The organism is Gymnodinialimonas ulvae, assembly GCF_037543845.1.
Taxonomy (GTDB): Bacteria; Pseudomonadota; Alphaproteobacteria; order Rhodobacterales; family Rhodobacteraceae; genus Gymnodinialimonas; species Gymnodinialimonas ulvae.
In genome coordinates, this window is the sequence record NZ_JBBIFX010000003.1 from 348212 (window position 1) to 372095 (window position 23884).

Below are 23884 nucleotides of genomic sequence, written 5' to 3' on the forward strand. Positions count from 1 at the left end.
TTAGTCCGGAGCGCCGTCAAAGCTGTTGATGTAGCGCCGCCCGGCCTCGGCAGCGCGTGAGACGGCTTCATCGACGCTTAACTGCCGCGACTTGGCCAATTTCACCAGCATCGGCAAGTTCATTCCCGTCAGGATCTTGCGATTGGCCGGCCGACAGGCGCGCAACGACAGGTTCGATGGGCTGCCGCCGTACATGTCGGTCACCACAACCACGCCGTCGCCAAGATCCACCGCATCCGCCGCGTCGCAGATTTCGCGCGTGCGCAGGCTGCGATCGTCTTCGGGACCGATGGAAATCGCGACCATGCCAAGCTGTGCACCCACGACATGTTCGGTGGCGCGCTTGAGCTCGGTCGCAAGCCCACCATGGGCGACGATGACGATGCCGATCACGGTTTGCCTGCCTCTCCGTCAGTGACCGATCCGGGCTGTCGCGTGGGCGGCAGCGGGCGATCTCGGTCAGTGTCCAGGTCCCGGTGCCGTATAGACACCTGCCAGCCCGCTTGCGCAAGGTTTTGCCCGACAGTCTCGGTCAACGTGACAGAACGGTGCTTGCCCCCGGTGCATCCGAACGCGACGGTCAGATGGCTTTTCCCTTCGGCGCGGAAAGCGGGCAGCAACAGATCGAGCATGCTTTCGACCTGATCGCGAAACGGGGCAAAGCGCGCGTCCTCCGCCACGTAGGATTGCACCTGTTCGGCACGTCCATCGAGCGGGCGAAGTGCCATGTCCCAATGCGGATTGCGCAGGAAACGGCAGTCGAACACCATGTCGGCGGCCTGCGGCACTCCTCGGCGATACGAAAACGAGGTGACCTGGATGGCCATGCGCGCGCCACTTTCTGAAACGAAAACCTCCTCGATCCGGGCGCGGGTGTCATGCACGCTCAGGCTTGTCGTATCGATCAGCACATCCGCCCGCGCCCGTAATGGCGCCAGCATCCCACGTTCAAGCGCAATGCCATCGGCAGGGTCCGCATCGGGCGCAAGCGGGTGCCGCCGTCGCGTCTCCGAATACCGGCGCAGCAATGTGGCCGGCTCGCAATCAAGGTACACGAGATCAACCATGTAGGCCGGATCTTCCTGCAGCGTGTCATAGGCCGCCAATAGCTCTTCTGCGCCGAAATCGCGGGTGCGGGGGTCAATCCCCAGCGCGAGGGGGCGATCAGGCGGTGTGCCTTTGAGCAGACGCGGAAGCAGACGCAGGGGCAAGTTATCAATGGCTTCGAAGCCAAGGTCCTCCAACGCGTTGATCGCGGTACTGCGACCTGCGCCGGACGGGCCAGTAACGATAACAACATGTGCGGTTGCGGGGGGCATCCGGGGCTTTCCGTTCAAGGTGCGGCGCGACCATGCCGCAAAAACTGCAGCAACGCTGGCACAAGGGTGGGGTCGAATGTGGCCCGGATCAACGTCACTTTTTCGTCAGGTGTGGTGGCGATGCGTCGCGGTGGCAGGCGGTCATCCTCGGCACAACCCAGATCGACAACCAATGCAAGCGGAGCGGATACGTCGATCGCCCCCCCGTTCAGAAGGCCGATCCCACGCGCCTCGATCAAATGCGGCGCGGCTTCGGGCGGCACAAGGCATCCCTCCCGCAACCAGACCCCGTCGTCCGAGATCAGCTGCGCACCATGCGCCAAAAGCCCCAGCGCCGTCGCCGACTTGCCAGCAGCGGACGGGCCAAGAAACAAAACGCCGCACCCCTCAAGGGACACGGCGCTTGCGTTGAAGTAGAGGGCAGTGCCATCACGTGCGGCGGCCTTGGCGGCCAGCGGTTCAAAGAGCGGTGCGTCCACGCCTCAAATCGGGAGGCCAACAACGAAACGCGCGCCAAGCGGCTCGGACGTGACGTCGGCCTCGGTCGGGCGGATGTTTTCGGCCCAGATTACGCCGCCATGGGCTTCGATGATCTGCTTGGAGATGGCGAGGCCAAGACCGGAATGATTGCCGAATTGCTGCACCGGGCGCTCGGAATAGAAGCGGTTGAACACCTTCGTGAGCGCCTCTTCCGGAATGCCCGGGCCGGTATCTTCAACCACGATCAGAACGCGGTTTTCCCGCTGCCGGGTCCAGAGACGGACGGCGTCGCCATCTTCGCAAAACGAGATCGCGTTGCCGATGAGGTTCACGAACACCTGCGCCAAACGACCTTCGAGGCCCGCGATTTTGATGCTGCGATCGGGCAGATCGGTTATGAATTCGACGCCCTTCTTGGCCGCTTCTTCCGCGTGGTATTGGCTGATGTTGTCGAGCGTACGGACGAGGTCGAATTCCTCCTCCTCTTCCTTCACAAGCTCGGAGTCGAGCCTCGATGCGTTGGAAATGTCGCTGACCAGCCGGTCCAGGCGCTGCACGTCATGTTCGATCACCTCGACCAGGCGCGCGCGTTGCTCATCGGTGCGCGCCACAGTCAACGTGCCTACAGCCGAGCGCAGGGACGCCAGCGGATTCTTGATTTCGTGGCTCACATCGGCGGCGAATTGTTCGTTGGAATCGATCCGATCATAAAGTGCTGCGACCATACCGCGAAGCGCACCGGACAAACGGCCGATTTCGTCGGGCCGGCCGGTAAGATCGGGAATCCGCACCCGCGTGGGCGACATCTTGCGTGCGTTCTTGTCCCGGCCCAACTCAGCCGCTGCCGAGAGATCCGCCAACGGGTTCGCGATGGTCGAGGCCAGAACCAGCGACAGGGCGATGGACACGATCAGCGCCACAACAAACATTTGCAGAAGCTGCTCCTGTTCGACACGGACAAGCTGGTCGATCTCGCCTGCAGCGGTGGTCACCACCACGACACCAAGCGCACCACCTGCCGCGTCGATCGGCGTTGCGGCTGCGAAGATGGAGCCGGTGGCATCCTCACCGCGTTGCAGGATCGTTGCACCATCCAGGGCGGCCTGCACCATGGCGACATGGGCCTCGGGGCCGGACGGTGCCGCGGTCGATTGATCCTGGCGACCCAGGACACCGGACAATCCGTTCCAGATGGACACAAGGAAATCCGTGATCAGAAGCGTTTCGCCGGCATGCGCCTCCAACCCACGCACCGGACGCGCCACGCTGCGCCCGATTTGTTGCGTGGAAGTGACAAGCGTGCCGTCCGATGCGAACACGAAAATATCGACACCTTCCGTCAGACCGATCCGTGACAGGACCGCACCTGCGTCGATGCCATCGCCGGTCACCAGATTGGCAGGCGCGGCTTCGGGCAGGTTCGCCTCGAAAACATCTGCGATCAATTGCGCTTCGACAGCCAACGCCCGCTCACGCTGCACGACAAGGCTGTCGCGGAACGGGTTCAGCCACAAAAATCCGATCCCGAGGATCAGGATCGCGAGCAAGTTGAACAGGATGATCTTGCGCGCAAGCGGCGACGAATTCAGAGAAATCAGCGACCGCCGTGCGCGGGCGGCCCTGAGCTCACTTTCGAGATTCGCCTGCGGGCGGTCCCAATCCTCACCCAGGACGATGTCCGCCCGCTCGGCGGCGCGGCGGTTGGTCATTGAGACATCGGCTGGCACGGGCGGCCCCTATTCTTCGTTATAGCGGTAGCCGATGCCGTAAAGCGTCTCGATGGCCGAAAAATCATCGTCGACCGAGCGCATTTTCTTGCGCAGACGCTTGATGTGACTGTCGATGGTGCGGTCGTCGACATAGACCTGCTCGTCGTAGGCAACATCCATCAACTGATCGCGCGACTTCACGAAACCGGGGCGTTGCGCCAGCGCCTGAAGCAGCAGGAATTCGGTGACCGTCAACGTTACGTCGCGACCTTTCCACGTCACCGCATGGCGCAGAGGATCCATCTGAAGATGACCCCGGTCCAACACCGTGCTTTCCTCGGGCGAGCCGGTCGCATCCGAGGCAATGGCGTCCTGACGGCGCAGGATCGAACGAATACGCTCAACCAGAAGACGCTGCGAGAACGGCTTCTTGACGTAGTCATCGGCACCCATACGCAGGCCCATCAACTCGTCAATCTCATCATCCTTGGACGTCAGGAAGATCACCGGCATCTGCGATTTCTGACGCAGACGCTGCAGCAGATCCATACCATCCATGCGGGGCATCTTGATGTCGAAGACCCCCAGATCAGGCAATTTTCGGTTGAACGCATCCAGTGCGGACTGTCCATCATTGTATGTTTCGACGTCGAAACCCTCTGCCTCAAGGGTCATCGAAACGGACGTCAGGATATTCCTGTCGTCATCGACAAGTGCGATGCGGGCCATATTTTCATGTCCTCGATTACTGCTCGATATGTTTATTTTTCGGGCAGCTTCCAGTTTTCACTCCAGAGAATCAATCGGAAATCCCCCGGCGACTCACTGGCACACCCAAAGTGTGGCCATTTTGCGTTAATGCCCGATGAAGGAATGTGGCGAAATCACGGCGATTACCCGACAAACCGACAATCTCGGCGGAAGATTGCCTCGAATAATATTGTTTCGCGGTGATTGCGCTAATGGTTGCGCTAACTGTGCGCTCGCGTCCTGTTCAGGGCGAAAAACGTCATGTTATAGCTCGGTTGAGGTGACGCAATTCTGCGCCCCCGCAACATTATTTCGGGCATATTTCGCCTTTCAGGAGCATCCCAGCCATGACCAATGGACGCGTGAATCCCGCACACACGCTTGATCAACAAGGCATCACGGGGCTCGGATCCGTCTATTACAACCTGCACGAACCCGCGCTAATGGAAGCTGCGGTCAAGCGCGGCGAGGGGCACATCGGGCAGGGCGGCACCTTCCTTGTATCCACCGGGCAGTTCACCGGCCGCTCCCCCAACGACAAATTCGTCGTCCGCACGCCTGCTGTCGAGGATAGCATCTGGTGGGACAACAACGCGCCCATGGCGCCGGACGCCTTCGACCGCCTCTACGTCGACATGCTGGAGCACATGAAGGGCAACGACTACTACGTGCAGGACCTCTATGCCGGGGCCGACGCCGAGCATCGCCTTGATGTGCGCGTGGTGTCCGAACTGGCCTGGCACAACCTCTTCATCCGGCACCTTCTGCGCCGCCCCGACGCGCAGGAACTTGCGGCGTTCGTCCCCGAATTCACAATCATCAACTGCCCCTCGTTCAAGGCAGATCCCGAACGCCACGGCTGCCGGTCGGAAACGGTGATCGCACTCAACTTCGAGAAGAAGCTGATCCTGATCGGCAACACCGAATATGCGGGCGAGAACAAGAAATCAGTCTTTACGCTGCTGAACTACATGCTGCCTGAAAAGGGTGTGATGGCGATGCACTGTTCGGCGAACCATGCCATCGGCAACCCTGACGATTCGGCTGTCTTCTTCGGCCTTTCGGGCACCGGCAAGACCACGCTGTCGGCCGATCCGTCCCGCACTCTGATCGGCGACGATGAGCACGGCTGGTCCGACAACGGAACATTCAACTTCGAAGGCGGCTGCTACGCCAAGACCATCAACCTGCGCGAAGAGGCCGAACCCGAGATCTACGCCACCACGCGCAAGTTCAGCACCGTGATCGAGAATATGGTCTATGACCCCGATACGCTGGAACTGGACTTCGACGATGACAGCCTGACCGCGAATATGCGCTGCGCCTACCCGCTCGACATGATCTCAAACGCATCCGACACGGGCCTCGGCGGGCATCCCAAGAACATTGTCATGCTCACCTGTGATGCCTTCGGCGTCCTGCCCCCGATCGCGCGCCTGACACCGGCGCAGGCGATGTACCACTTCCTCAGCGGGTTCACTGCAAAGGTCGCCGGCACCGAGCGTGGCGTGACCGAGCCCACGCCGACCTTCTCCACCTGCTTCGGCGCGCCCTTCATGCCGCGTCGCCCGGAGGTCTACGGCGACCTGCTGCGCGAAAAGATCGCCGAACATGGCGCAACTTGCTGGCTGGTGAATACCGGTTGGACCGGCGGGGCATTCGGCACCGGCTCGCGGATGCCGATCAAGGCCACCCGCGCGCTTCTGACCGCCGCGCTGGACGGCACGCTCAACAAGGGCAAGTTCCGCAAGGACCCGCATTTCGGCTTCGAAGTGCCCGCCACTTGCCCCGGCTGCGAGGACGATCTGCTTGATCCGCGCGGCACCTGGGCCGATGGCGCAGCCTACGACAAACAAGCCGAAAAGCTGGTGCAGATGTTCTCCGACAACTTCGGCCAATACGTCGCCCATATCGACGCCGACGTCCGCGCCGCGGCGATCTGAACCCGCGACCATAGACTTGCTTGCAAGAACGGGGCCGGTGGATGAACTTCCACTGGCCCCTGTCACATGGGATGCATGGATTGACGCGACTTGCCCTCCTGCTGCTTACCATCCCGGCGCTTGCGCAGACCAAGCGCATCGTACTGATCGATGCGGGGATGGTCTGTCCGGGCGACCACCTCACGGGCGAAACCGATCCTGCGCCGGGCACAGAACGGGGAACGGCGGGCTATCAACGGCCCGGCACGCGGATCGAGGTCTCAACCGATATCATCGCATATGCCCGGGACGCATCCTTTGGCCCGGAGGTCATGCTGCTTGGCACCGCCCTTCACCAACGCATCCATGTCGAGGTGGATCGCCCTGATTACGACGGCAGCACCTTGACCGAATCCTACGACACGACACTCTACCCCGACGATCCTCGACCGTTGATCTTCACTTTCAACGCCGAGTCGACCCGCCTTTACGGCTATTGGGAATGGCGCATCTATCTCGAGGAGGCCGTGGTGCTCACCCACGCATTCCATGTCGTCCGTCCCGACGAGGCGCCCGACCTTTTGGCGGCCTGCCTCGCGCGACCGATCTCCTGAACGCACGGCCTCGCCCGGCCTTGTGACCTGCGCCGTCGTGTTTATCTCTTGTCACACGCCACGCAGTGGAGGTTTCATGCTCGCCCGCATCTTGCTCACCCTGACCCTGCTTCTGCCGTCGCTTGCCATGGCGCAATCCGGCGCGCCCAACCCCCGCATTGCGGACGGGATCGGAGACTTGGCCTACGGCATCTATTGCGCGCAGGAACCCGAGCGCCGCGACCCGGCGCCAAACACCGCCTCCGGCCACCTCAATATCGTGCCCACGATCCCCGATTTGCAGTTCCGCCAGAAACTCGTGCCCGCCGAGCTTGGGATCGGCTTCGGCGTTCTGGCCACCGCGGCGCCGGGCGTGATCCATGATCCGGTGACCGTCACCGTTACGCACCCTCCCTACCCCGACAGCGGCATCGAAGTAGAGCAGTGGACATCCGACATCGACGACCTTGGCCCCAGCCTCATGGGGTTCAGCTTTGACACCCCAAACGAATTGCTGCTTGGCGAATGGACATTCTCGGCCCACACCTCCGACGGCACGGAACTGTTTCACATCGCGTTCGAAGTCGTGCCGCCCGAATTGATGCCACAGGTCATCAGCGGCTGCTTTGGCTCTTTCCTGTCCTGACACCCGTCACGGCAGCGCCCGACGCCTTACCCGAAGATGCCCCGCCGGATCAGGTTCGCACCCGCGATCACCAATACGATCAGGATGATCTTACGTGTGCGTTCCGCATCCAGCCGATCGCCGATCCGGAACCCCACAACCATGCCCAAGACCGTCGGAACCAGGAGCAGCGCAGAGAACACCGAGGTCGACCCGTTCAACACGCCCGATTGCAAATGCCCCGCAACCAGGCTGACCCCGCCGAGGGAGTAAACCACCCCCTGCACCAGCAATTGCCGCGCCTTCGATGTGTTCAGCGCCATCAGGTACAACACCGTCGGCGGCCCCCAACTGCCGGTGATGCCGCCCAGAAATCCGGCCATACCGCCGATGCCCCATTCCGCGGCGCGCCGCCGCTCGGGCGGGATCGTCATGCGCCAACCGAAGAGCTGCACCAACGACAGGCCCATCACCGGCACGCCAAGCACAAGGTAGAAGGCGTGTTCCGGAAGCAACGCAACGAATTGCGTCACGATCAGGATCGTTACACAGACCATCACGATGAAACGCCAGAACTCGCGCACTGCGCTTTTCATCTCGGACAGCGGATAACGGAACACCTGGATCACATTGGAAAACAGAGCCGGCAGAATCAAACCGCCCAACGCGATCAACGGGTCCAGAAACAGCGACAGTCCCGACACAAGGATCAGCGGCAGCGCAAAGCCGATGGCGCCCTTCACAACGCCCGCGAACAAGGCCACCGCGCAGGCCGTCCAGAACGCCCAAGCGGGCATAAGTGTGAGGAAATCCGCGATCATAACCCCTTGTAGAGGGCGCACCGGGTCTGTGCATCCGCATTTCCAGCGCGACATTTTTGTGCGCTCAATGATGCAATACAGCATTTTTGTTGCGCTGCACCTGCAAACAACCTAGGAAAGTCCGAACGTGCTATCCTGCCAAGACGCCTGCTATTTTCGAGAGGTGATTCCATGCCCCGTGACGGCCAATTCGAAACGGACCAACCCGCGATCCTGCCCGACCTTCTCAACCTGACCGGTGCGGCCGTTGCCCCGGCGGAGGCCCTGCTGGAGGCTGCAAAAACAAGCGTACGCGCCATGGTCATCGATGGCGACCGCGTCTCAGGCGCTCTGATCGAGCAAAACCAGACCGCCGCCCACGGGCTTGCATGGCTTGCCACCTATGTCGAGGCCCTGCGCCAGATGCACAAATGGGCCGAGCGGTTGCAGGCCGACGGAAAGTTTGGCGAGGTCGAGCAACTGATCCTGCAAATCACCTTCGGCGAATACCTTTGGCAGATGTACGGCGGGTTGCAGATGAACCAGGGCGAGATGCTGCGCCCGCAGGACATGGGCCTGACCCAGGATGATCAGCGCGCCATGATGGGCGACGCGGTCATGACCCTGACCCAGGGTGGCAACACGCAGGCCGCACGCACGCGCCTCGTCGCGCTGATGCGCGAACGCTCTGCCGAGATCACCGTGGGCAATCCCGGCCTCGACGATGAGCTTGAGATGATCCGCGAGCAATTCCGCCGCTATTCCCTCGACCGCGTGATCCCTGAGGCCCATGAATGGCACCTCAAGGATGAATTGATCCCTATGGAGATCATCGAGGAACTGGCCGAGATGGGTGTCTTCGGCCTTACGATTCCAGAAGAATTCGGCGGCTTCGGCCTCAGCAAGGCGTCGATGTGCGTCGTCTCCGAAGAACTCTCGCGCGGGTATATCGGCGTGGGCTCGCTTGGCACGCGCTCCGAGATTGCGGCCGAGTTGATCCTTGCCGGTGGCACCGACGCGCAAAAGGCCAAATGGCTGCCGGGTCTCGCCTCCGGGGAGATCCTGCCCACGGCTGTGTTCACCGAGCCCAACACCGGCTCCGACCTCGGGTCGTTGCGCACAAAGGCGGTGCAGGACGACACCGGTGACTGGACTGTGAACGGCAACAAGACCTGGATCACCCATGCCGCGCGCACCCACATGATGACCGTGCTGGCCCGCACAATGCCCGACACCGACGATTACAAAGGCCTGTCGATGTTCCTGGCCGAAAAGACCCCCGGCACGGACGAAGCGCCCTGGCAGGACGCGGGCATTTCAGGCGGCGAGATCGAGGTGCTCGGATACCGCGGAATGAAGGAATACACGGTCAATTTCGACGACTTCAAGGTGAAGGGCGAAAACCTTCTGGGCGGCAAAGAGGGCGAAGGCTTCAAGCAATTGATGCAGACCTTCGAATCCGCCCGGATCCAGACCGCCGCGCGCGCCGTCGGCGTCGCCTGTTCGGCGCTGGACGCCGGCATGGCCTACGCCGAGGACCGCAAGCAATTCGGGAAGGCCCTGATCGAATTCCCACGCGTCTCCGGCAAGCTGGCGATGATGGCGGTGGAGATCATGGTCGCGCGGCAGCTCACCTATTTCTCGGCCTGGGAAAAGGACAACGACCGCCGCTGCGATGTGGAGGCCGGGATGGCCAAACTGCTCGGGGCGCGCGTTGCCTGGGCCTGCGCCGACAATGCGTTGCAGATCCATGGCGGCAACGGGTTCGCGCTGGAATACGGAATCTCCCGCATCCTCTGCGACGCCCGCATCCTCAACATCTTTGAAGGTGCCGCCGAGATTCAGGCTCAGGTCATTGCGCGGCGGCTTCTTGGCTAACCCTCATCCGGCCCGCGCACCCAAAGCGCGGGTCGCGTCCAGCCAGCGTGCAACGCGCGCGTTTGTAGCCTTGCTTGCCATTGTGAAATGCGTTGCCCGCATCGGTTTGATCCCGACGAAACCAAACACTTGTTTGCGCATCAGCTGGATGAAATTCCGCCCGTAGACCAAACGGAAATACCAATCCGGGGTGTCCGAAGTCACGACAAGGCGTGCCGTCCGCCCGGTCAGTAGCGGCAAAGGCGCGCCGAACCGCCGCCGCCGCGTGTCCATCGCGAAACCCGGGATCAGTACCCTGTCGATCAGGCCCTTCAACTTCGCGGGCGCGGCCCCCCACCACATCGGACAGATCAAGACCACATGCTGCGCCCAGGTGATCGCATCGGCCACCGCCTGCAGATCCGGCTCCAGCGCTTTGACCTCGCGATACGACCCTTCGCCGAAATCCGGGTCAAACTGCAGCTCGCTTATATGGGCCACCCGCACCGCATGCCCGGCCGCGCGCGCAGCCTCGGCATAGGCCTCCACCATGCTCCGTGACATGGACGTTCGGCCCGGATGGCCGTTCAGGATGAAGATGCGTTTTGTCATTCGAGACCTTTCCTTTGGGACGCATCAAACATCTCTCGCCGCGTGTATCCCCCCGATTCCGAAATCGGCACGGATTGTTGGAAATCGGCCTGACAAATTGTGCAGCATTGAATTGAAAAACGTCCACCGGCCTCCATGTCTTTTAGAACCGCACGCAACACAAAGAACCTCCCTTGCCCCAGACCGTCTTCCTGACCGGCGTCACCGGCTTCATCGCCAAGCGCATCACCCTGGACCTGCTAGAGGCCGGGCACAATGTCACCGGCTCGCTGCGCAGCGCCTCGCGCGCCGGGGAAGTGCGTGATGCGATCCGGCCGCATCTGAGCAATACCGATGCGCTCGACCGGCTGACCTTCGCCGAGCTCGATTTGACCGACGACACCGGCTGGAGTGATGCGCTGACGGGCCACGATGTGCTGATGCACACGGCCTCTCCATTCCCGATGTCGCAGCCCAAGAACGAAGACGACCTCATCCGGCCTGCCGTTGACGGCACCCTGCGGGCTCTGCGCGCCGCTCAGGCCGCGGGGACACCCCGCGTGATCCTGACTTCGTCCGTGGTCGCGATTGAAGCCAATGACAAACCCAACCCCAAGTCTCCCGCGGATTGGACCGATATCAACCACCCTCGCGCCTCGGCCTACTACAAATCCAAGACCCTCGCCGAACAGGCCGCTTGGGATTTCGTGGCCGATTACCCCGAGATGCAATTGACCACGATCAACCCCGCTCTGGTGCTTGGCGCGCCGCTTGATGGCCGCTACGGCACGTCGCTCGCGCTGATCGAACGGATCATGGGGGGCAAGGATCCGGCGCTGCCTGCCATGGGTTTCGGGATGGTCGATGTCGCCGATATCTCGGCCATGCACATCGCCGCGATGGACCGGCCCGGGACCGCCGGGAGGCGTTACATCGGCTCGGCCGGATCGATGATGATGCCCGACATCGCAAGGCATCTTGCCGCCGCCTATCCCGACCGCAAGATCGCGACACGACAAGCGCCCACGTGGCTGATGCGTCTGCTGGCCCTGTTTGATCCGGAGGTGAAAGGCATCCTGCCGCAGCTTGGCCCCATGCCCGAATTCGACACCTCCGCGACTCAGGCGGATCTGGGCATCACCTTCACCCCCGTCAGCAAAACGATCGATCGCGCCGCCGCCGCAATTGCCTGATGCGGAGTTTCATTGCCCTGCCGATGGAAGACGCCGCGGTTGACGCGCTCATCTCCGCGCAGGCACATCTGCCGTTCGGCAAGGCGGTGCCCGAAGACAATCTGCACCTGACGCTGGCCTATCTGGGCGACGTGCCCGAACCCGTGCTGGAAACCCTGCACGACCTGCTGGACAGTGCCCGCCTACCCGCGCCCGACATCACCTTCGGCGCGCTTGGCACCTTCGCCGAGATGGAGCGCGGGTTGGTTTTTGCTGAAGTGCGCTCCAACGACGCGCTCACCGCCCTGCACGCCCGAATCGCGCAGATGGCCCGGCAGGCCGGCGCGGAAGTGCCCCGTCGCCGCTTCCGCCCCCATGTCACGCTGATGCGCGCAAACCGCCAACCGCAGGGCCCCGCCCGCGACAGGCTGGCCGCCGCCCTCGGCATACGCTGCGCCATTCCTGGCTTCACCGCGCGGCGTATGTGCCTTTACCAATCCACCCTGACCCCGCAGGGCGCGGTGCATGATATCATGGCCGACTATCCGCTCGGCTGATCAGGTCGACATAGCGTTGCCGCGCGGCGGGCAGGCGGCGGTCGCCAAGGCTGGGAGCCAGGTGATGGTTCAGGAAATGGCCCGTGACCTGCAACCCCTGCGCCACCTCTGCCGCATCTCCGCTGACCCCGCGCAAAACGGCCGGAAGCGGCAACAACCGGTCCACCCAATCGCCCGCCGCCCCGCGTGAGACGGCACGGCCCGTTTTGGGTGAGATATAAGCCAGGTCCTGAGTGCTCCCGGTGACGGCACAGGCCGACAGGTCAAGGCCGAACCCCATGTCTTCCAGCAACGCCAGTTCCCAGCCCAGATACGCCTCGGCCCATCGCTCGGCACCCAAACCATCCAAAAGGGCAAGGCTCCGCGCATGCAGCGCGGGATAGGGCGCGCGTTCCGGCAAGGCGAAGGACAACAACGCACAGACCGCCGACATCCCCTCCAACGCAACTCGGTCGCCCAGAACCTCGGCCGCGCGACTTTTCCGAAGCTCGACCGTGTAGCTGCCGATATGATCGCTCAGCCGAGCCTTCCACGTGGCATCCAACTGCGCGCCCGTCTGCAACAATGGGGCCATCCTGCGCGACGCACCGCCCCGCACCACGCCAAGATGCCGTCCATGATCAGCCGTGAACAGCTCGATGATCGCCGCGGATTCCCCGTGGCGGCGCAGTGCAATAAGGATGCCATCGGCCCGCCACTCCATAGCGGCGGAGTATCCGGCACATGGGTGCTGTTGTCGATCCACACCCTGTGGATAAAATTGCGCACCCCGCTGGAAAAGGCTCCGGGCGCGTGGCATGCAACAGCCATGTTTCCGGCCCTGACCCCTCCGGCTCGCGTCACCGCAGGCCTGATCGCACTTCTCGCTGCGGGTTCCGTCGTGGCGCGCTATGTCTACGACCTCGGCGTCGGAACCGAGAGCCCATCGGAAACAATCTGGGATCTGGCGCGGTTCTTCACTCTGCTGACCAACACACTGGTGGCCATCACCTTCACCGTGGCCGCGTTCCGGCGTGACGGGATCGGGGCACCATGGGCTGCGGCGCTGACACTTGCCATCGTGTTGGTGGGTGCGGTCTATCACACGCTTTTATCGGGCTTGGTGGCGTTCACCGGCCTCGGCTGGTGGGCGGATCAAGGGTTGCACACCGCCGTGCCGATCGCCTGCCTTCTGTGGTGGCTGGCCTTCGCTCCGAAACGGACGTTGCGCTATGGCGATTTGCCAATGTTCATCATGTGGCCCTGCGTCTACGTCGCCTATGCCTTGGGCCGTGGGGCATCGGATGGTGTCTACCCCTACCCGTTCATGGACCTCACCACCCTCACCGCGGCGGCGGTTGCGACCAATTTGGTGGGCCTCGTGATCACCTTGCTGATCGGCGGGGTCATCTTCGTGATGATCGGACGGTTCGCAGACCGCTAGGCGGGACGCGCGCCCGCCTATTCCAACCCCGGCGCATCCAACAGGTGCCGCCCGGCGCGGTCTTCCACCTCGATCACCCACAGATCCGGGTCAAAGCCACGTTGTCGTGCAACTGCCGCGTCGACCTCGGCCTCCGGCCCTTCGGACAGAACCATCCAATTGCGCGCCCCGCTGAGCGGATCAAAGCTGCGTTGGAAAAGCGTCGCCGACCCATCCAGCGGCGATTGCTTGATCAGGATTGCCCCCGCCGTCCCATCGCCCCGCGCCACCACGAAGGCCGGGATATCCTCGGCCCTCAGCCGCGCCAGATACGCCGCGACCCAGAATTCAGCCGTCAGACGCGGACCGCTCATGCATTGCCGTCTTTGAAGTTCAGGCCCATCTCGGAATACCGCTCGGCCTCGTCCAACCAATTCGGCCGCACTTTCACCTGCAGGAACAGATGCACGGGATGGCCCGCGAATTCCGCGATCTCCTCACGCGCGGCCTTCGACACCGACTTGATCGTCTCACCACCCTTGCCAAGCACAATGCCCTTATGGCCGTCGCGCGCCACATAGATGATCTGCTCGATGCGGGCAGAGCCGTCTTTCTTCGGCTCCCAACTCTCGGTCTCCACCGTCAGTTGATACGGCAGTTCCTGATGCAAACGCAGGGTCAGCTTTTCGCGCGTCATCTCGGCCGCGATCATGCGCATCGGCAGATCGGCGATCTGATCCTCGGGGTAAAGGTACGGCCCCTCGGGCACCTCACCGGCCAGCCATTCGCGCAGATGCTGCACCCCGTGGCCCTTCTCGGCGGAGATCATGAACGTCTCGGCGAAATTGAACGCCGCATTCATATCCTCGGTCAGCTTCAGAAGCGCCTGCGCCTCGACCCGGTCGATCTTGTTGATCGCCAGCGCAATCTTCGTGGCCTGCGTCCGCCCGGCCAGCCCCTCAAGGATCGCTTGCACCCCTTCGGTCAGCCCGCGATGCGCCTCGATCAGCAACACCACCACATCGGCATCCGCCGCCCCGGTCCACGCCGCCGCCACCATGGCACGGTCCAGCCGCCGTTTCGGCCGGAACAGACCCGGCGTATCAACAAACACCAACTGGCTCTCGCCCTCCATCGCCACGCCCCGAAGGCGCGCGCGCGTCGTTTGAACCTTGTGCGTCACGATCGACACCTTCGCGCCCACCATCCGGTTCAGCAGCGTCGATTTTCCGGCGTTGGGCTCTCCGATCAGGGCGATGAAACCGGCGCGGGTTGGCATGGGGTGGTCCTTCATGGGCAGGGCAAAAGCGCCTCGGAAGTCGCGGTTATTGCCGCAAAGCGCAGGGCGGTCAATCTTTCGCCAAAAAGCTACGGCATCTGTGACCGGATGGATGTTCTTCTGGTCACCTTGTTGATAATCGGCACACTCGCCGGGTTGCTTTGGTTGGCCGCCAAGGGCGAACGGCCCCCACCCGATGATGGGCGCACACCCCGGATCGATCCCGACGGGGGCGCGCCCAAGCGCGCGCCACTGGCATCGCCGCCGCGCCCGTCTGTGCGCGAAACCAAGCCACCTGCATTGCCCATTCCGCCGGTGCCGACACCCGGGCATGCCCCTCCTCAACAGCCGCTTCGGCAGAAATACGAAACCCTCACCGGGCGTTGCTGGGTTGTGGACGGCGATACGATCATGATCGGAAAGACCCGCATTCGCCTTTGGGGGATCGACGCGCCCGAGATGAACCACCCCTATGGCAAAATCTCGAAATTCGCGCTTGTCGCCATGGTCAAGGGGCAAGACATCACCGCCACCTTCCATGGCACCGGATCGTATGAACGTGCCGTCGCCCATTGCCGCCTTCCCGACGGGCGCGACATCGCGGCGGAGCTGGTCAAACAGGGGCTGGCGTTGGATTGGCCGGACTATTCCAACGGCCACTACGCAAAATGGGAACCAGACGGCGTGCGCAAGAAACTCTGGCGCGCCCATGCCCGCATGACGCGCAAGACAAACGCTCGGACAAAGGCGGGCTAAGCCTCGCGGTCCAACCGCGCCAGCAACGCCTGCGCCGCCGCCTGTTCGGCCTGCCGTTTCGCCTTGGCCTCCGCCTCGGCATGTTGCCCATTGTCCAGCGTCACGCGGACACGGAACAACGGCGCGTGATCCGGGCCGGACCGCCCGATTTCCTCGTACACCGGCGGAGGCATGCGCCGCGCTTGTGCCCATTCCTGCAGTGCGGTTTTGGCATCGCGCGCATCGTCTTCGACCGTCGCAATCCTCTCGCCCCAAAGCCGCAGGATCACCGCCTGCGCCGCCGCGAATCCCGCATCCAGATAAACCGCCGCGATCACCGCCTCCATCGCGTCGCCAAGCAACGCCACACGCCGCCGCCCGCCCGCGCTCATCTCGGATTTGCCCAACCGCATCGCCGCACCCAGGTCAATCTGCCGGGCAACATCGGCGCAGGCTTCCTTGCGCACCAGCGCGTTGAACCGCGGCGCCAAAAGGCCTTCGCGCGCCTCCGGATCGGCGGCCAGAACCGCCTCGGCCATCACCAGGCCCAATACCCGGTCCCCGAGGAATTCCATCCGTTGATTGTCGGGCCGCGTCGGTGAAGACAGCGATGAATGCGTCAGCGCGCGCTGCAACAGGCTCGGGTCGGCAAAGCTGTGCCCCAGCCGATCCATGAACGCCTCAACATCCTTGCCCGGCTTCACAGATCCCTCGTCAGTCGATTGCGTGGAAGAAGCGGTCCGACCGCCAGGTCCAGAAATAGATCATGCGCGCGCCCGCCGAGGAAAACACCACCCGGTCCGCACGGCCCAGAAGGTTTTCGAACGGCACGAACCCCACACCGCCGATGGATTGTGGGAACCGCGAATCGATGGAATTGTCCCGGTTGTCACCCATCACGAAATACGTGCCGTCCGGCACCGTGAATTCCGGCGTGTTGTCGCCCCGCGTGCCATCTTCGATGTTGAGGATCGAATGCGTCACCCCACCGGGAAGCTCTTCGGTCGCGCGATCCTTCGTGCACAGGCCGCCCGCCCCCACCGGCGCATTGGCGCAGCGCGGCTGATGGCCTTGCGGGCCTTGCGGGCCGACAACTTCCTCGAACGGTGCCTCCGGCGTCAGGCGCACGGGATCGCCGTTCAAATGCAGCACGCCGTTGATCATCTGCACCCGGTCCCCGGGAAGCCCGATCACACGCTTGATGAAATCCGTGCCGTTGGTCGGATGGCGGAACACGACCACATCGCCCCGCTCCGGCTCCGCGCCGAAAAGGCGCCCCTCGAACGGACACATCGAAAACGGGCAGGAATGCTGCGAATAGCCGTAGGCCATCTTGTTGACGAACAGGAAATCCCCGATCAGCAACGTGTCCTTCATCGACCCCGACGGGATCCAGAACGGCTGAAAAAACAGGGTGCGAAAGACACCCGCGATCAACAAGGCCCAGAACACGGTTTTCACCGTCTCCATGATCCCGCCTTCTGATTTCGCCATTGGGTGCTCCTGCCCTGTGCCTGCCATCGCGCGGTTCTCGCCCGCGCCTCGCCCCTAGTCAAGCAAACCCGCCCAGAATTCCCGTGTGCTCCGCCGCACGGGCCGGCGGGAGGGGCGAGGCCGCAAGGCCAGCGTCTCCCCGCCAGGTCACGACATGCGCCGAACGTCTGGTCGCTGCGGCACCGGCCGCGTCTCTTCCACCTCTGCAGGCAGCGCCTCGATCACCACCATCGCCTGCGCCCAGGGGTGATCGTCGGTCAGCGTCACATGGATCACCGCGACATGCCCCTCGGGCGTCATCTGCTCCAGGCGGTCTTTCGCCCAACCCGTCACTTCCATCACCGGTTGGCCCGTCGGCAGATTGCGCACTGCCATATCCTTCCACGCGATCCCCATCCGAAGCCCCGTGCCCAGAGCCTTGGAACAGGCTTCCTTCGCGGCCCATCGCTTTGCATAGGCCGCCTCTGGCTTGGGTACGCGCGCCGCGCGCGCCTGCTCGGTCTCGGTGAACACGCGGTGCCGAAACCGGTCGCCGAACCGCTCCAACGCGCGTTCGATCCGCTCGATATTGGCCAGATCCGTGCCGATGCCCAGGATCATGCGCGGCCCGCTCGCAGCTCACTCATGGTGCGCCGTTACCGTGGCCGTCGCCCGGTTCACCGTCACGACAAGCCGCGACATCACCGAAGCTGATCCATCGTAGCGACCCGCGGGAAGGGTCAGCGTCACGCCAACACTCGGGTCATAGGTCGCAGTCATTTCATCATGGCGCAGGCCGGAAAATCCCACCCCCTCCGACGCCGAAACCAGGGCACAGATCGGAAATGGCTCCAACTCCGTGAAATAATTCACCATCAGATGCGCGGAGCAACACGCAGGCTCAAGCGTATCGAGGCCGATCGTCCAGACATCGCCATTTGCGAACACATCCACGGCCGGACGGCTGTTCGGCAAGAAGGCAAGGTTACGGGCATTGGCCTCAAACGTGTCGCACTCGCGCACGACCTGCCCGGTGGCAAGGCCCGGCAGAACACAGATCGCAAGGATCAGGGTCGCGCGCATTGGCATGGGGCCGCATTTCCAGGGTCCGATCATGGTCCTCGCACCCTCCTTCATCCATCGGCGCAACGCAATCGTCACCCGCGCGCCGCGTCCATCCGCGCGCGCATCTCCGCAATCGCCGCCTCCAGCCCCACGAACATCGCCTCGCCCATCAGGAAATGGCCGATGTTGAGCTCTCGCACCTCCGGCAACGCGGCAATCGGGCCCACCGTATCGTAGTTCAGCCCATGGCCCACATGCACCTCCAGACCCAGATCATGGCCCAGTTTCACACCATCCACGATCCGCGCCAGCTCCGCATCGCGGGCCTCGATATTCCCCTCGCTGTCAAAGTCCGTGTAGGCGCCGGAATGGATCTCGATCACCGGCGCACCGATCCGCGCCGCCGCCTCGATCTGCGCGGGCTCCGCGGCAATGAACAGCGACACCCGGATGCCCGCATCCGCCAGCGGCCCGATATAATGGCCCAGACGGTTCTGATCGCCGGCCACTTCCAGACCGCCCTCTGTTGTCCGCTCCTCGCGCTTTTCCGGCACAATGCACGCGGCATGGGGCCGGTGACCCAAAACGATCCGCTGCATCTCCTGCGTCGCGGCCATCTCGAAGTTCAACGGGATGGAAATCGCCTCCATAATGGCGCCGATGTCCTGATCGCGCATGTGGCGTCGGTCCTCGCGCAGATGGGCCGTGATCCCGTCCGCGCCCGCCCGCTCGGCCAGCACCGCCGCGCGCACCGGGTCCGGGGTTGCCCCGCCCCGCGCATTTCGCAGCGTCGCCACATGGTCGATGTTCACGCCCAGTCGCAGCTTTTCCATCTCAACGTCCTTTGTCTGGCCCCGTGCCGAACCCTTATTTTGCCGCTCCCGCCTGCTGGCGGAGCTTGTTCATCTTCTTGCGCAGCCGCGCCGCGCGACGGTTTTGATAGGCCCGGATCACCGGCACGCTCAGGTAATAGCAAACGATACCGCACAGCAGGCCAGGGATGATGCCGCCCACCGTCCAAGGCCAGACGACCGTATCCCAAAACACCTGCAATTCGTGCCACGACGCGACCTGATCGGTGAAGATCGCCATGAAGTTATGCCACAAGTCGCCGGCCGCATTGCCAAACCGCGCGAACAGGCTTTCGTTGATCTCACCATGCAACCGCGTGCCCAGAAGGAAATGCCCGAATTCCAGCGAGATGAAGGCAATCGGCACATAGGTCAGCGGATTGCCGATGAACGTCGCCAGCAACGCGGCGAGGATCGACCCCCGCATCAGCCGCGCCAACAACACTGCCAACACGAAATGCAGCCCGAAATACGGGGTGAAAACCACAAACGCCCCGGCCATGATGCCACGCGCAATCTGCTCGGGCGTGCCGGGCAGACGCCGCATCCGGTGCTTGACGTAATGCGCCGCACGCATCCAGCCCCCCCGGGGCCACAACACCTCGAGGATCACACGATACCAGGGTCTGTAATCACGGCGTCTGAACACGCGCCGCCCCTTCCGTTATCCTGTTGTCCTTGGGACAGATATGGACCGCCTGATCCCGTCGAACAACTGTTGTTCCGGGTTGTTGACCGCTCTATGTGGCCGACATGCCGGGTGGGGCGGATATTCCGAAATAATCCGGCCGGACGGTGGCGGCTATCCGCGCCACGTCACGGTCTGCGGTCCAAATCGCGGAACCGGTCCAGCGTGGCCACATCGGCCTCCGCCTCGACCGCGATCATCACCGCGTGCAGGTGTTCCGCATCCCGCACATCCACGTCGATCAAAAGGCGGAAGAAATCCGGCTTGCGGTCGACGAAATGCAGGTCCGAGATATTCGCGTTCTGCTCCCCGATCAGGGTGCAGATCCGCCCCAGAACCCCGTTTTCGTTCGAGATGGTGACATCCATCGTCACATTATGGATCGCGGCATGGCGTCCATCCGTCCAATGCAGGTCGATCCAGCGGTCCGGCTGATCGTCGAAGGCCGCCAGGGCGGCGCAGTCGATCGCATGCACCAGCGGGCCCTTTCCGGGATAGGTGATCCCGATGATCCGCTCGCCCGGCACCGGCTGGCAACATTGCGCGCGCTGCGTGCGCGCGCCCGGAGGCAGGCCGATCACCGCGCGGGTTTCCTCGATCACGGCGCCTTCATCGGTATGGGCCAGCTCGGGGTAGAGCTCCTGAACCACATTGCGCGCGCTCAATTCGGCCGAGCCGATGCGCGCCAGAACATCCTCCGCACTGGGCAGGGCCAGCGCCTTGGCCGCCGTAGACAGCGCCTGATCGGTGGCTTTCTTGCCGTATTGCTCGAACGCCACCCTGGCCAATTCGCGGCCAAGCTTGATATAGCGGTCGCGGTCCACTTCGCGCAAACTCCGCCGGATCGCGGCCTTTGCCCGGCCCGTCGTGGCAATATCGATCCAGGTGGCTTGCGGCGTCTGCCCCTCGGCGGTGATCACATCGACCGATTGGCCGTTTTTCAACCGCGTCCAAAGCGGCACGCGGATGCCATCGACCTTCGCACCGACGCAGGAATGCCCGATCCGCGTGTGGATCGAATAGGCGAAATCAATCGGCGTCGCCCCGCGCGGCAGCTTCACCACATCCCCCTTCGGCGTGAAGCAGAACACCTGATCGGAATACATTTCCAACTTCACATGTTCGAGGAACTCGTCATGGTCTTCGGCATTCTCGAACCGCTCGTTCAAGCTCTCCAGCCATTTCGCAGGGTCCACGGCAAACGGATTCTCCGCCCGGACCCCATCACGATAAGCCCAATGGGCCGCAACACCCGCCTCGGCCACTTCATGCATCTGCCGAGTGCGGATCTGCACCTCCACCCGCTTGCCGTCGCGCCCGCTGACGGTGGTGTGGATCGAGCGGTAGCCGTTGGATTTCGGCTGGCTGATGTAATCCTTGAACCGGCCCGGCACCGATTTCCACCGCTGATGGATCGCGCCAAGGATGCGGTAACAATCGTCTTCGGTCGCTGCGATCACGCGGAAACCGTAGATGTCGGACAAACGGCTGAAGGCCAGTTTCTTGTCCTGCATCTTGCGCCAGATCGAATAGGGCTTCTTCGCCCGCCCGAACACCTGCGCCGTGATGTCGTGCTTCTCCAGAACCGCTTCGATGTCGTCGGTGATCTTCGGGATCACATCGCCGGTTTCGCGCTGCAACGTAATGAATCGCCGCAAGATCGAAGACCGCGCCTCCGGGTTGACCACCCGAAAAGACAGATCCTCCAATTCCTCACGCATCCAATGCATACCCATCCGCCCCGCCAGAGGCGCAAAGATATCCATTGTTTCCTGGGCTTTCTGGCGTTGCTTTTCGGGGCGCATATGCCGGATCGTGCGCATGTTGTGCAGACGGTCCGCCAGCTTCACCAGGATCACGCGCAAATCCTTGGACATCGCCATGAACAGCTTGCGGAAATTCTCCGCCTGCTTGCTTTCGCGATTGCTCAGCTGCAAGTTCGTGAGCTTCGTTACTCCATCGACAAGCTCCGCGACCTCTTCGCCGAAGCGCTCGGCCACTTCCGAATAGGTCGATCGCGTGTCTTCGATCGTGTCATGCAGCAGCGCCGTGATGATCGTCGCATCATCCAGCTGCTGTTCGGTCAGGATCGCGGCCACCGCCACGGGATGGGTGAAATACGGCTCACCGGAATGCCGCGTCTGCCCGGCATGCATCTCGCGGCCATAGGCAAAGGCGCTGCGGATCAGCGCCTCGTTGGTGTTGGGATTGTAGTTCTGGACGAGGCTGAGCAGATCGTCGGCGTCGATGGCATCTTCGGCGCCGTGACTGCGATCAAGCGCCGCCTCCGCCGTCACTTCTGACCTTGCGCTTCCATGAGCGCGCGCAACATTTGCTCTTCGCTCATGTCATCCTGGGCCGGGCGATCCTGCTCTACACCCTGCAACAAGGCCATGGCGTCTTCTTCGGGCTCATCGACCTCGATCTGGGTCTGATGGCTTTCGATCAGGCGCTCGCGCAGGTCATCGGCCTGTTGTGTCTCGTCCGCAATCTCGCGCAGGGCAACAACGGGGTTTTTGTCGTTGTCGCGGTCCACGGTCAGCGGATCCCCCGCCGAAATCTCGCGCGCGCGGTGCGACGCAAGCATCACCAGCTCGAACCGGTTCGGGACCTTATCAACGCAATCTTCAACCGTGACGCGGGCCATGAAGCACTCCAGACGTATTACAAGGTGAATCAGAGCGGCCTACATAAGCACCATTGGCCTTATTGACAACCAGATTCGCCGCACCCCCCAAGGGGCGTGATGGTTTCCAGAACCGCGTGCGGCAACGCCTGCACCATCGCCCCCACGCTGCGCCCGCTTGTCGGGTCCACCCAATCCGGCGCCACATCCGCCAATGGCACCAAAACGAAGCCCCGCTCGGCCAGGCGAGGATGCGGCACGATCAACTGATCCGGAACCACCTGCGCCGCGTCTTCGGGTGACAAACCCGCCCATCTGGCGCGCGTCTCGGGGTCCGGCAGGATGGCATCGCCGAACCCGATCAAATCAAGATCCATCACCCGCGCTTCCCATCGCGCCTCCCGCCTGCGCCCGAACGCTGCCTCGATCCCATGCAAATGCGCCAACAGGGCCTGCGCCGTGCTTTGCCATTCCACCCGCATCGCGGCGTTCACGAAATCCGGCCCCGCCCCCTCGGGAAACGCCGGCGTCCGAAACAGACGACTGCGCGCCACCGCCCCGTCGCAGGCCTCCGCCACACGGTCCATCGCCTGCGAAACCGCCACCTCAGGCGAAATCCCGCCTTTTGGCAGATTCGCGCCCAACGCAATCAAGCAGGTCGTTACGTCACGTTTGGTCATCATGTGTTGCGTCCTGTGCACCGAACAGACATAAGCCTTCGACCCCGTGCCAATGGCGTCCGGCTTCACTCACCGGATATTTAATCGTCGGCGGTGCATTACACTCACTCACGGGTATTGGACATATTATGTTTTATCGTGACGAACGTTTGGCGCTGTTTATTGACGGCTCCAACCTTTATGCCGCCGCAAAAGCGCTTGGATTTGATATCGACTACAAGCTCCTGCGGCAGGAATTCATGCAGCGCGGCAAGCTCTTGCGGGCCTACTACTACACCGCTCTGCTGGAAAACGACGACTATTCCCCGATCCGCCCGCTGGTCGATTGGCTTCACTACAACGGCTTCAACATGGTCACGAAGCCCGCGAAGGAATTCATCGACAGCCAGGGGCGCCGCAAGGTGAAGGGCAACATGGATATCGAACTGACAGTCGATGCCATGGAAACCGCCGAACATGTCGACCACATCGTGATCTTCTCCGGCGACGGCGATTTTCGCCCCCTGGTCGGTGCATTGCAGCGCAAGGGATGCCGGGTGTCCGTCGTCTCCACGATCCGCTCGCAACCGCCGATGATCGCCGATGATCTGCGCCGTCAGGCCGACAATTTCATCGAATTGAACGACCTCAAGGATGTTATTGGGCGCCCGCCGCGTGAACCGCGCCCGACGGACGACCAAGCCCCGGTCGAAGAACAGGCCGACTGAGGC

Annotated in this window: 28 protein-coding genes; 9 read left to right on the forward strand and 19 right to left on the reverse strand. The window is 62.8% G+C overall.

Annotated features, from left to right (window positions below):
• The 5 genes from V8J83_RS15675 to V8J83_RS15695 are packed head-to-tail and all read right to left on the reverse strand — an operon-like array spanning position 1 to position 4237.
• The gene (locus tag V8J83_RS15675; RefSeq protein WP_339987371.1) at positions 1 to 393 is read right to left on the reverse strand and encodes a PTS sugar transporter subunit IIA; all 393 of its coding nucleotides are present in this window, start codon (positions 391 to 393) and stop codon (positions 1 to 3) included.
• On the reverse strand, positions 390 to 1319 hold the full coding sequence (gene rapZ / locus V8J83_RS15680) for an RNase adapter RapZ (protein ID WP_339987372.1): 930 nt from the start codon (positions 1317 to 1319) through the stop codon (positions 390 to 392). The genes V8J83_RS15675 and rapZ overlap by 4 nt, the downstream gene beginning before the upstream one ends.
• 14 nt (positions 1320 to 1333) lie before the next feature.
• A complete protein-coding gene (locus V8J83_RS15685) occupies positions 1334 to 1798 on the reverse strand; it encodes an HPr kinase/phosphorylase (protein WP_339987373.1) in 465 nt (154 codons plus the stop codon).
• Between the two features lie 3 nt (positions 1799 to 1801).
• Entirely contained in the window at positions 1802 to 3508 is a 1707-nt protein-coding gene (locus V8J83_RS15690) for a sensor N-terminal transmembrane domain-containing protein (protein WP_339987374.1), read from the reverse strand.
• A 27-nt stretch (positions 3509 to 3535) separates the two neighbouring features.
• Positions 3536 to 4237 (reverse strand): response regulator, encoded by a 702-nt coding sequence (locus tag V8J83_RS15695; RefSeq protein ID WP_339987375.1) that lies wholly within the window; start codon positions 4235 to 4237, stop codon positions 3536 to 3538.
• A gap of 368 nt (positions 4238 to 4605) precedes the next feature.
• Here V8J83_RS15695 and V8J83_RS15700 point away from each other — a divergent pair, with 368 nt between their 5' ends.
• From V8J83_RS15700 to V8J83_RS15710, 3 genes are all read left to right on the forward strand, one after another.
• Complete coding sequence (locus V8J83_RS15700) at positions 4606 to 6201, forward strand: phosphoenolpyruvate carboxykinase (protein WP_339987376.1); 1596 nt, start codon at positions 4606 to 4608, stop codon at positions 6199 to 6201.
• 41 nt (positions 6202 to 6242) lie between these two features.
• Positions 6243 to 6794, forward strand: a complete 552-nt coding sequence (locus V8J83_RS15705; RefSeq protein ID WP_339987377.1) for a hypothetical protein — start codon at positions 6243 to 6245, stop codon at positions 6792 to 6794.
• 76 nt (positions 6795 to 6870) lie between these two features.
• Positions 6871 to 7419 (forward strand): DUF3859 domain-containing protein, encoded by a 549-nt coding sequence (locus tag V8J83_RS15710; protein WP_339987378.1) that lies wholly within the window; start codon positions 6871 to 6873, stop codon positions 7417 to 7419.
• Between the two features lie 26 nt (positions 7420 to 7445).
• On the opposite strand, the gene V8J83_RS15715 is transcribed toward V8J83_RS15710, so the two are convergent.
• Positions 7446 to 8219 (reverse strand): sulfite exporter TauE/SafE family protein, encoded by a 774-nt coding sequence (locus tag V8J83_RS15715; RefSeq protein WP_339987379.1) that lies wholly within the window; start codon positions 8217 to 8219, stop codon positions 7446 to 7448.
• A gap of 171 nt (positions 8220 to 8390) precedes the next feature.
• Here V8J83_RS15715 and V8J83_RS15720 point away from each other — a divergent pair, with 171 nt between their 5' ends.
• A complete protein-coding gene (locus V8J83_RS15720) occupies positions 8391 to 10076 on the forward strand; it encodes an acyl-CoA dehydrogenase family protein (RefSeq protein ID WP_339987380.1) in 1686 nt (561 codons plus the stop codon).
• A gap of 3 nt (positions 10077 to 10079) precedes the next feature.
• Here V8J83_RS15720 and V8J83_RS15725 read toward each other — a convergent pair whose 3' ends face one another.
• Positions 10080 to 10667: an NAD(P)H-dependent oxidoreductase gene (locus V8J83_RS15725; protein ID WP_339987381.1), complete on the reverse strand. Its 588-nt coding sequence runs from the start codon at positions 10665 to 10667 to the stop codon at positions 10080 to 10082.
• Between the two features lie 173 nt (positions 10668 to 10840).
• Here V8J83_RS15725 and V8J83_RS15730 point away from each other — a divergent pair, with 173 nt between their 5' ends.
• Positions 10841 to 11839, forward strand: a complete 999-nt coding sequence (locus V8J83_RS15730; protein WP_339987382.1) for an NAD-dependent epimerase/dehydratase family protein — start codon at positions 10841 to 10843, stop codon at positions 11837 to 11839.
• Positions 11839 to 12375 (forward strand): RNA 2',3'-cyclic phosphodiesterase, encoded by a 537-nt coding sequence (gene thpR, locus V8J83_RS15735; RefSeq protein WP_339987383.1) that lies wholly within the window; start codon positions 11839 to 11841, stop codon positions 12373 to 12375. Before V8J83_RS15730 ends, thpR begins: the two co-directional genes overlap by 1 nt.
• On the opposite strand, the gene recO is transcribed toward thpR, so the two are convergent.
• Positions 12350 to 13078 (reverse strand): DNA repair protein RecO, encoded by a 729-nt coding sequence (gene recO, locus V8J83_RS15740; RefSeq protein ID WP_339987384.1) that lies wholly within the window; start codon positions 13076 to 13078, stop codon positions 12350 to 12352. The two genes, thpR and recO, sit on opposite strands and share 26 nt — an antisense overlap.
• 105 nt (positions 13079 to 13183) lie before the next feature.
• Here recO and V8J83_RS15745 point away from each other — a divergent pair, with 105 nt between their 5' ends.
• A complete protein-coding gene (locus V8J83_RS15745; RefSeq protein ID WP_339987385.1) occupies positions 13184 to 13798 on the forward strand; it encodes a Pr6Pr family membrane protein in 615 nt (204 codons plus the stop codon).
• A gap of 17 nt (positions 13799 to 13815) precedes the next feature.
• Here V8J83_RS15745 and V8J83_RS15750 read toward each other — a convergent pair whose 3' ends face one another.
• The gene (locus tag V8J83_RS15750) at positions 13816 to 14151 is read right to left on the reverse strand and encodes a DUF1491 family protein (RefSeq protein ID WP_339987386.1); all 336 of its coding nucleotides are present in this window, start codon (positions 14149 to 14151) and stop codon (positions 13816 to 13818) included.
• Positions 14148 to 15056: a GTPase Era gene (era, locus tag V8J83_RS15755; protein WP_339987387.1), complete on the reverse strand. Its 909-nt coding sequence runs from the start codon at positions 15054 to 15056 to the stop codon at positions 14148 to 14150. Before era ends, V8J83_RS15750 begins: the two co-directional genes overlap by 4 nt.
• A gap of 108 nt (positions 15057 to 15164) precedes the next feature.
• Between era and V8J83_RS15760 the strand changes: the two genes are divergently transcribed.
• Positions 15165 to 15812: a thermonuclease family protein gene (locus V8J83_RS15760; RefSeq protein WP_339987388.1), complete on the forward strand. Its 648-nt coding sequence runs from the start codon at positions 15165 to 15167 to the stop codon at positions 15810 to 15812.
• Here V8J83_RS15760 and rnc read toward each other — a convergent pair.
• From rnc to folK, 9 genes are all read right to left on the reverse strand, one after another.
• Positions 15809 to 16465, reverse strand: coding sequence for a ribonuclease III (gene rnc, locus V8J83_RS15765; protein WP_439649793.1), 657 nt, complete (start codon positions 16463 to 16465; stop codon positions 15809 to 15811). The genes V8J83_RS15760 and rnc overlap by 4 nt on opposite strands.
• Before the next feature lie 40 nt (positions 16466 to 16505).
• Positions 16506 to 17285: a signal peptidase I gene (lepB, locus tag V8J83_RS15770; RefSeq protein ID WP_339987390.1), complete on the reverse strand. Its 780-nt coding sequence runs from the start codon at positions 17283 to 17285 to the stop codon at positions 16506 to 16508.
• 147 nt (positions 17286 to 17432) lie between these two features.
• Positions 17433 to 17885: a holo-ACP synthase gene (gene acpS, locus V8J83_RS15775; protein WP_339987391.1), complete on the reverse strand. Its 453-nt coding sequence runs from the start codon at positions 17883 to 17885 to the stop codon at positions 17433 to 17435.
• 18 nt (positions 17886 to 17903) lie between these two features.
• On the reverse strand, positions 17904 to 18380 hold the full coding sequence (locus V8J83_RS15780) for a hypothetical protein (RefSeq protein WP_339987392.1): 477 nt from the start codon (positions 18378 to 18380) through the stop codon (positions 17904 to 17906).
• A 41-nt stretch (positions 18381 to 18421) separates the two neighbouring features.
• Positions 18422 to 19162 (reverse strand): pyridoxine 5'-phosphate synthase, encoded by a 741-nt coding sequence (locus tag V8J83_RS15785; protein ID WP_339987393.1) that lies wholly within the window; start codon positions 19160 to 19162, stop codon positions 18422 to 18424.
• A gap of 34 nt (positions 19163 to 19196) precedes the next feature.
• Positions 19197 to 19829 (reverse strand): DUF2062 domain-containing protein, encoded by a 633-nt coding sequence (locus V8J83_RS15790; protein ID WP_339987394.1) that lies wholly within the window; start codon positions 19827 to 19829, stop codon positions 19197 to 19199.
• A 167-nt stretch (positions 19830 to 19996) separates the two neighbouring features.
• A complete protein-coding gene (locus tag V8J83_RS15795) occupies positions 19997 to 22165 on the reverse strand; it encodes a RelA/SpoT family protein (RefSeq protein WP_339987395.1) in 2169 nt (722 codons plus the stop codon).
• Positions 22162 to 22515 (reverse strand): DNA-directed RNA polymerase subunit omega, encoded by a 354-nt coding sequence (gene rpoZ / locus V8J83_RS15800; protein ID WP_339987396.1) that lies wholly within the window; start codon positions 22513 to 22515, stop codon positions 22162 to 22164. The genes V8J83_RS15795 and rpoZ overlap by 4 nt, the downstream gene beginning before the upstream one ends.
• 59 nt (positions 22516 to 22574) lie before the next feature.
• Positions 22575 to 23177, reverse strand: a complete 603-nt coding sequence (gene folK / locus V8J83_RS15805; RefSeq protein WP_339987397.1) for a 2-amino-4-hydroxy-6-hydroxymethyldihydropteridine diphosphokinase — start codon at positions 23175 to 23177, stop codon at positions 22575 to 22577.
• A gap of 125 nt (positions 23178 to 23302) precedes the next feature.
• On the opposite strand from folK, the gene V8J83_RS15810 reads away from it, so the two are divergent.
• Positions 23303 to 23881: a LabA-like NYN domain-containing protein gene (locus V8J83_RS15810; RefSeq protein ID WP_339987398.1), complete on the forward strand. Its 579-nt coding sequence runs from the start codon at positions 23303 to 23305 to the stop codon at positions 23879 to 23881.
• The last annotated feature ends 3 nt before the right edge of the window (positions 23882 to 23884 follow it).

What these genes read in the sequence shown, in the direction of transcription:
- rapZ (WP_339987372.1), bottom strand. Translation starts at nt 1,319, where the DNA reads ATGCCCCCCGCAACCGCACATGTTGTTATCGTTACTGGCCCGTCCGGC.
- V8J83_RS15690 (WP_339987374.1), bottom strand. Translation starts at nt 3,508, where the DNA reads ATGACCAACCGCCGCGCCGCCGAGCGGGCGGACATCGTCCTGGGTGAG.
- V8J83_RS15695 (WP_339987375.1), bottom strand. Translation starts at nt 4,237, where the DNA reads ATGGCCCGCATCGCACTTGTCGATGACGACAGGAATATCCTGACGTCC.
- V8J83_RS15700 (WP_339987376.1), top strand. Translation starts at nt 4,606, where the DNA reads ATGACCAATGGACGCGTGAATCCCGCACACACGCTTGATCAACAAGGC.
- V8J83_RS15705 (WP_339987377.1), top strand. Translation starts at nt 6,243, where the DNA reads ATGAACTTCCACTGGCCCCTGTCACATGGGATGCATGGATTGACGCGA.
- V8J83_RS15710 (WP_339987378.1), top strand. Translation starts at nt 6,871, where the DNA reads ATGCTCGCCCGCATCTTGCTCACCCTGACCCTGCTTCTGCCGTCGCTT.
- V8J83_RS15715 (WP_339987379.1), bottom strand. Translation starts at nt 8,219, where the DNA reads ATGATCGCGGATTTCCTCACACTTATGCCCGCTTGGGCGTTCTGGACG.
- V8J83_RS15720 (WP_339987380.1), top strand. Translation starts at nt 8,391, where the DNA reads ATGCCCCGTGACGGCCAATTCGAAACGGACCAACCCGCGATCCTGCCC.
- V8J83_RS15725 (WP_339987381.1), bottom strand. Translation starts at nt 10,667, where the DNA reads ATGACAAAACGCATCTTCATCCTGAACGGCCATCCGGGCCGAACGTCC.
- thpR (WP_339987383.1), top strand. Translation starts at nt 11,839, where the DNA reads ATGCGGAGTTTCATTGCCCTGCCGATGGAAGACGCCGCGGTTGACGCG.
- recO (WP_339987384.1), bottom strand. Translation starts at nt 13,078, where the DNA reads ATGGAGTGGCGGGCCGATGGCATCCTTATTGCACTGCGCCGCCACGGG.
- V8J83_RS15745 (WP_339987385.1), top strand. Translation starts at nt 13,184, where the DNA reads ATGTTTCCGGCCCTGACCCCTCCGGCTCGCGTCACCGCAGGCCTGATC.
- V8J83_RS15750 (WP_339987386.1), bottom strand. Translation starts at nt 14,151, where the DNA reads ATGAGCGGTCCGCGTCTGACGGCTGAATTCTGGGTCGCGGCGTATCTG.
- era (WP_339987387.1), bottom strand. Translation starts at nt 15,056, where the DNA reads ATGCCAACCCGCGCCGGTTTCATCGCCCTGATCGGAGAGCCCAACGCC.
- V8J83_RS15760 (WP_339987388.1), top strand. Translation starts at nt 15,165, where the DNA reads ATGGATGTTCTTCTGGTCACCTTGTTGATAATCGGCACACTCGCCGGG.
- rnc (WP_439649793.1), bottom strand. Translation starts at nt 16,465, where the DNA reads ATGGATCGGCTGGGGCACAGCTTTGCCGACCCGAGCCTGTTGCAGCGC.
- lepB (WP_339987390.1), bottom strand. Translation starts at nt 17,285, where the DNA reads ATGGCGAAATCAGAAGGCGGGATCATGGAGACGGTGAAAACCGTGTTC.
- acpS (WP_339987391.1), bottom strand. Translation starts at nt 17,885, where the DNA reads ATGATCCTGGGCATCGGCACGGATCTGGCCAATATCGAGCGGATCGAA.
- V8J83_RS15780 (WP_339987392.1), bottom strand. Translation starts at nt 18,380, where the DNA reads ATGATCGGACCCTGGAAATGCGGCCCCATGCCAATGCGCGCGACCCTG.
- V8J83_RS15785 (WP_339987393.1), bottom strand. Translation starts at nt 19,162, where the DNA reads ATGGAAAAGCTGCGACTGGGCGTGAACATCGACCATGTGGCGACGCTG.
- rpoZ (WP_339987396.1), bottom strand. Translation starts at nt 22,515, where the DNA reads ATGGCCCGCGTCACGGTTGAAGATTGCGTTGATAAGGTCCCGAACCGG.
- folK (WP_339987397.1), bottom strand. Translation starts at nt 23,177, where the DNA reads ATGATGACCAAACGTGACGTAACGACCTGCTTGATTGCGTTGGGCGCG.
- V8J83_RS15810 (WP_339987398.1), top strand. Translation starts at nt 23,303, where the DNA reads ATGTTTTATCGTGACGAACGTTTGGCGCTGTTTATTGACGGCTCCAAC.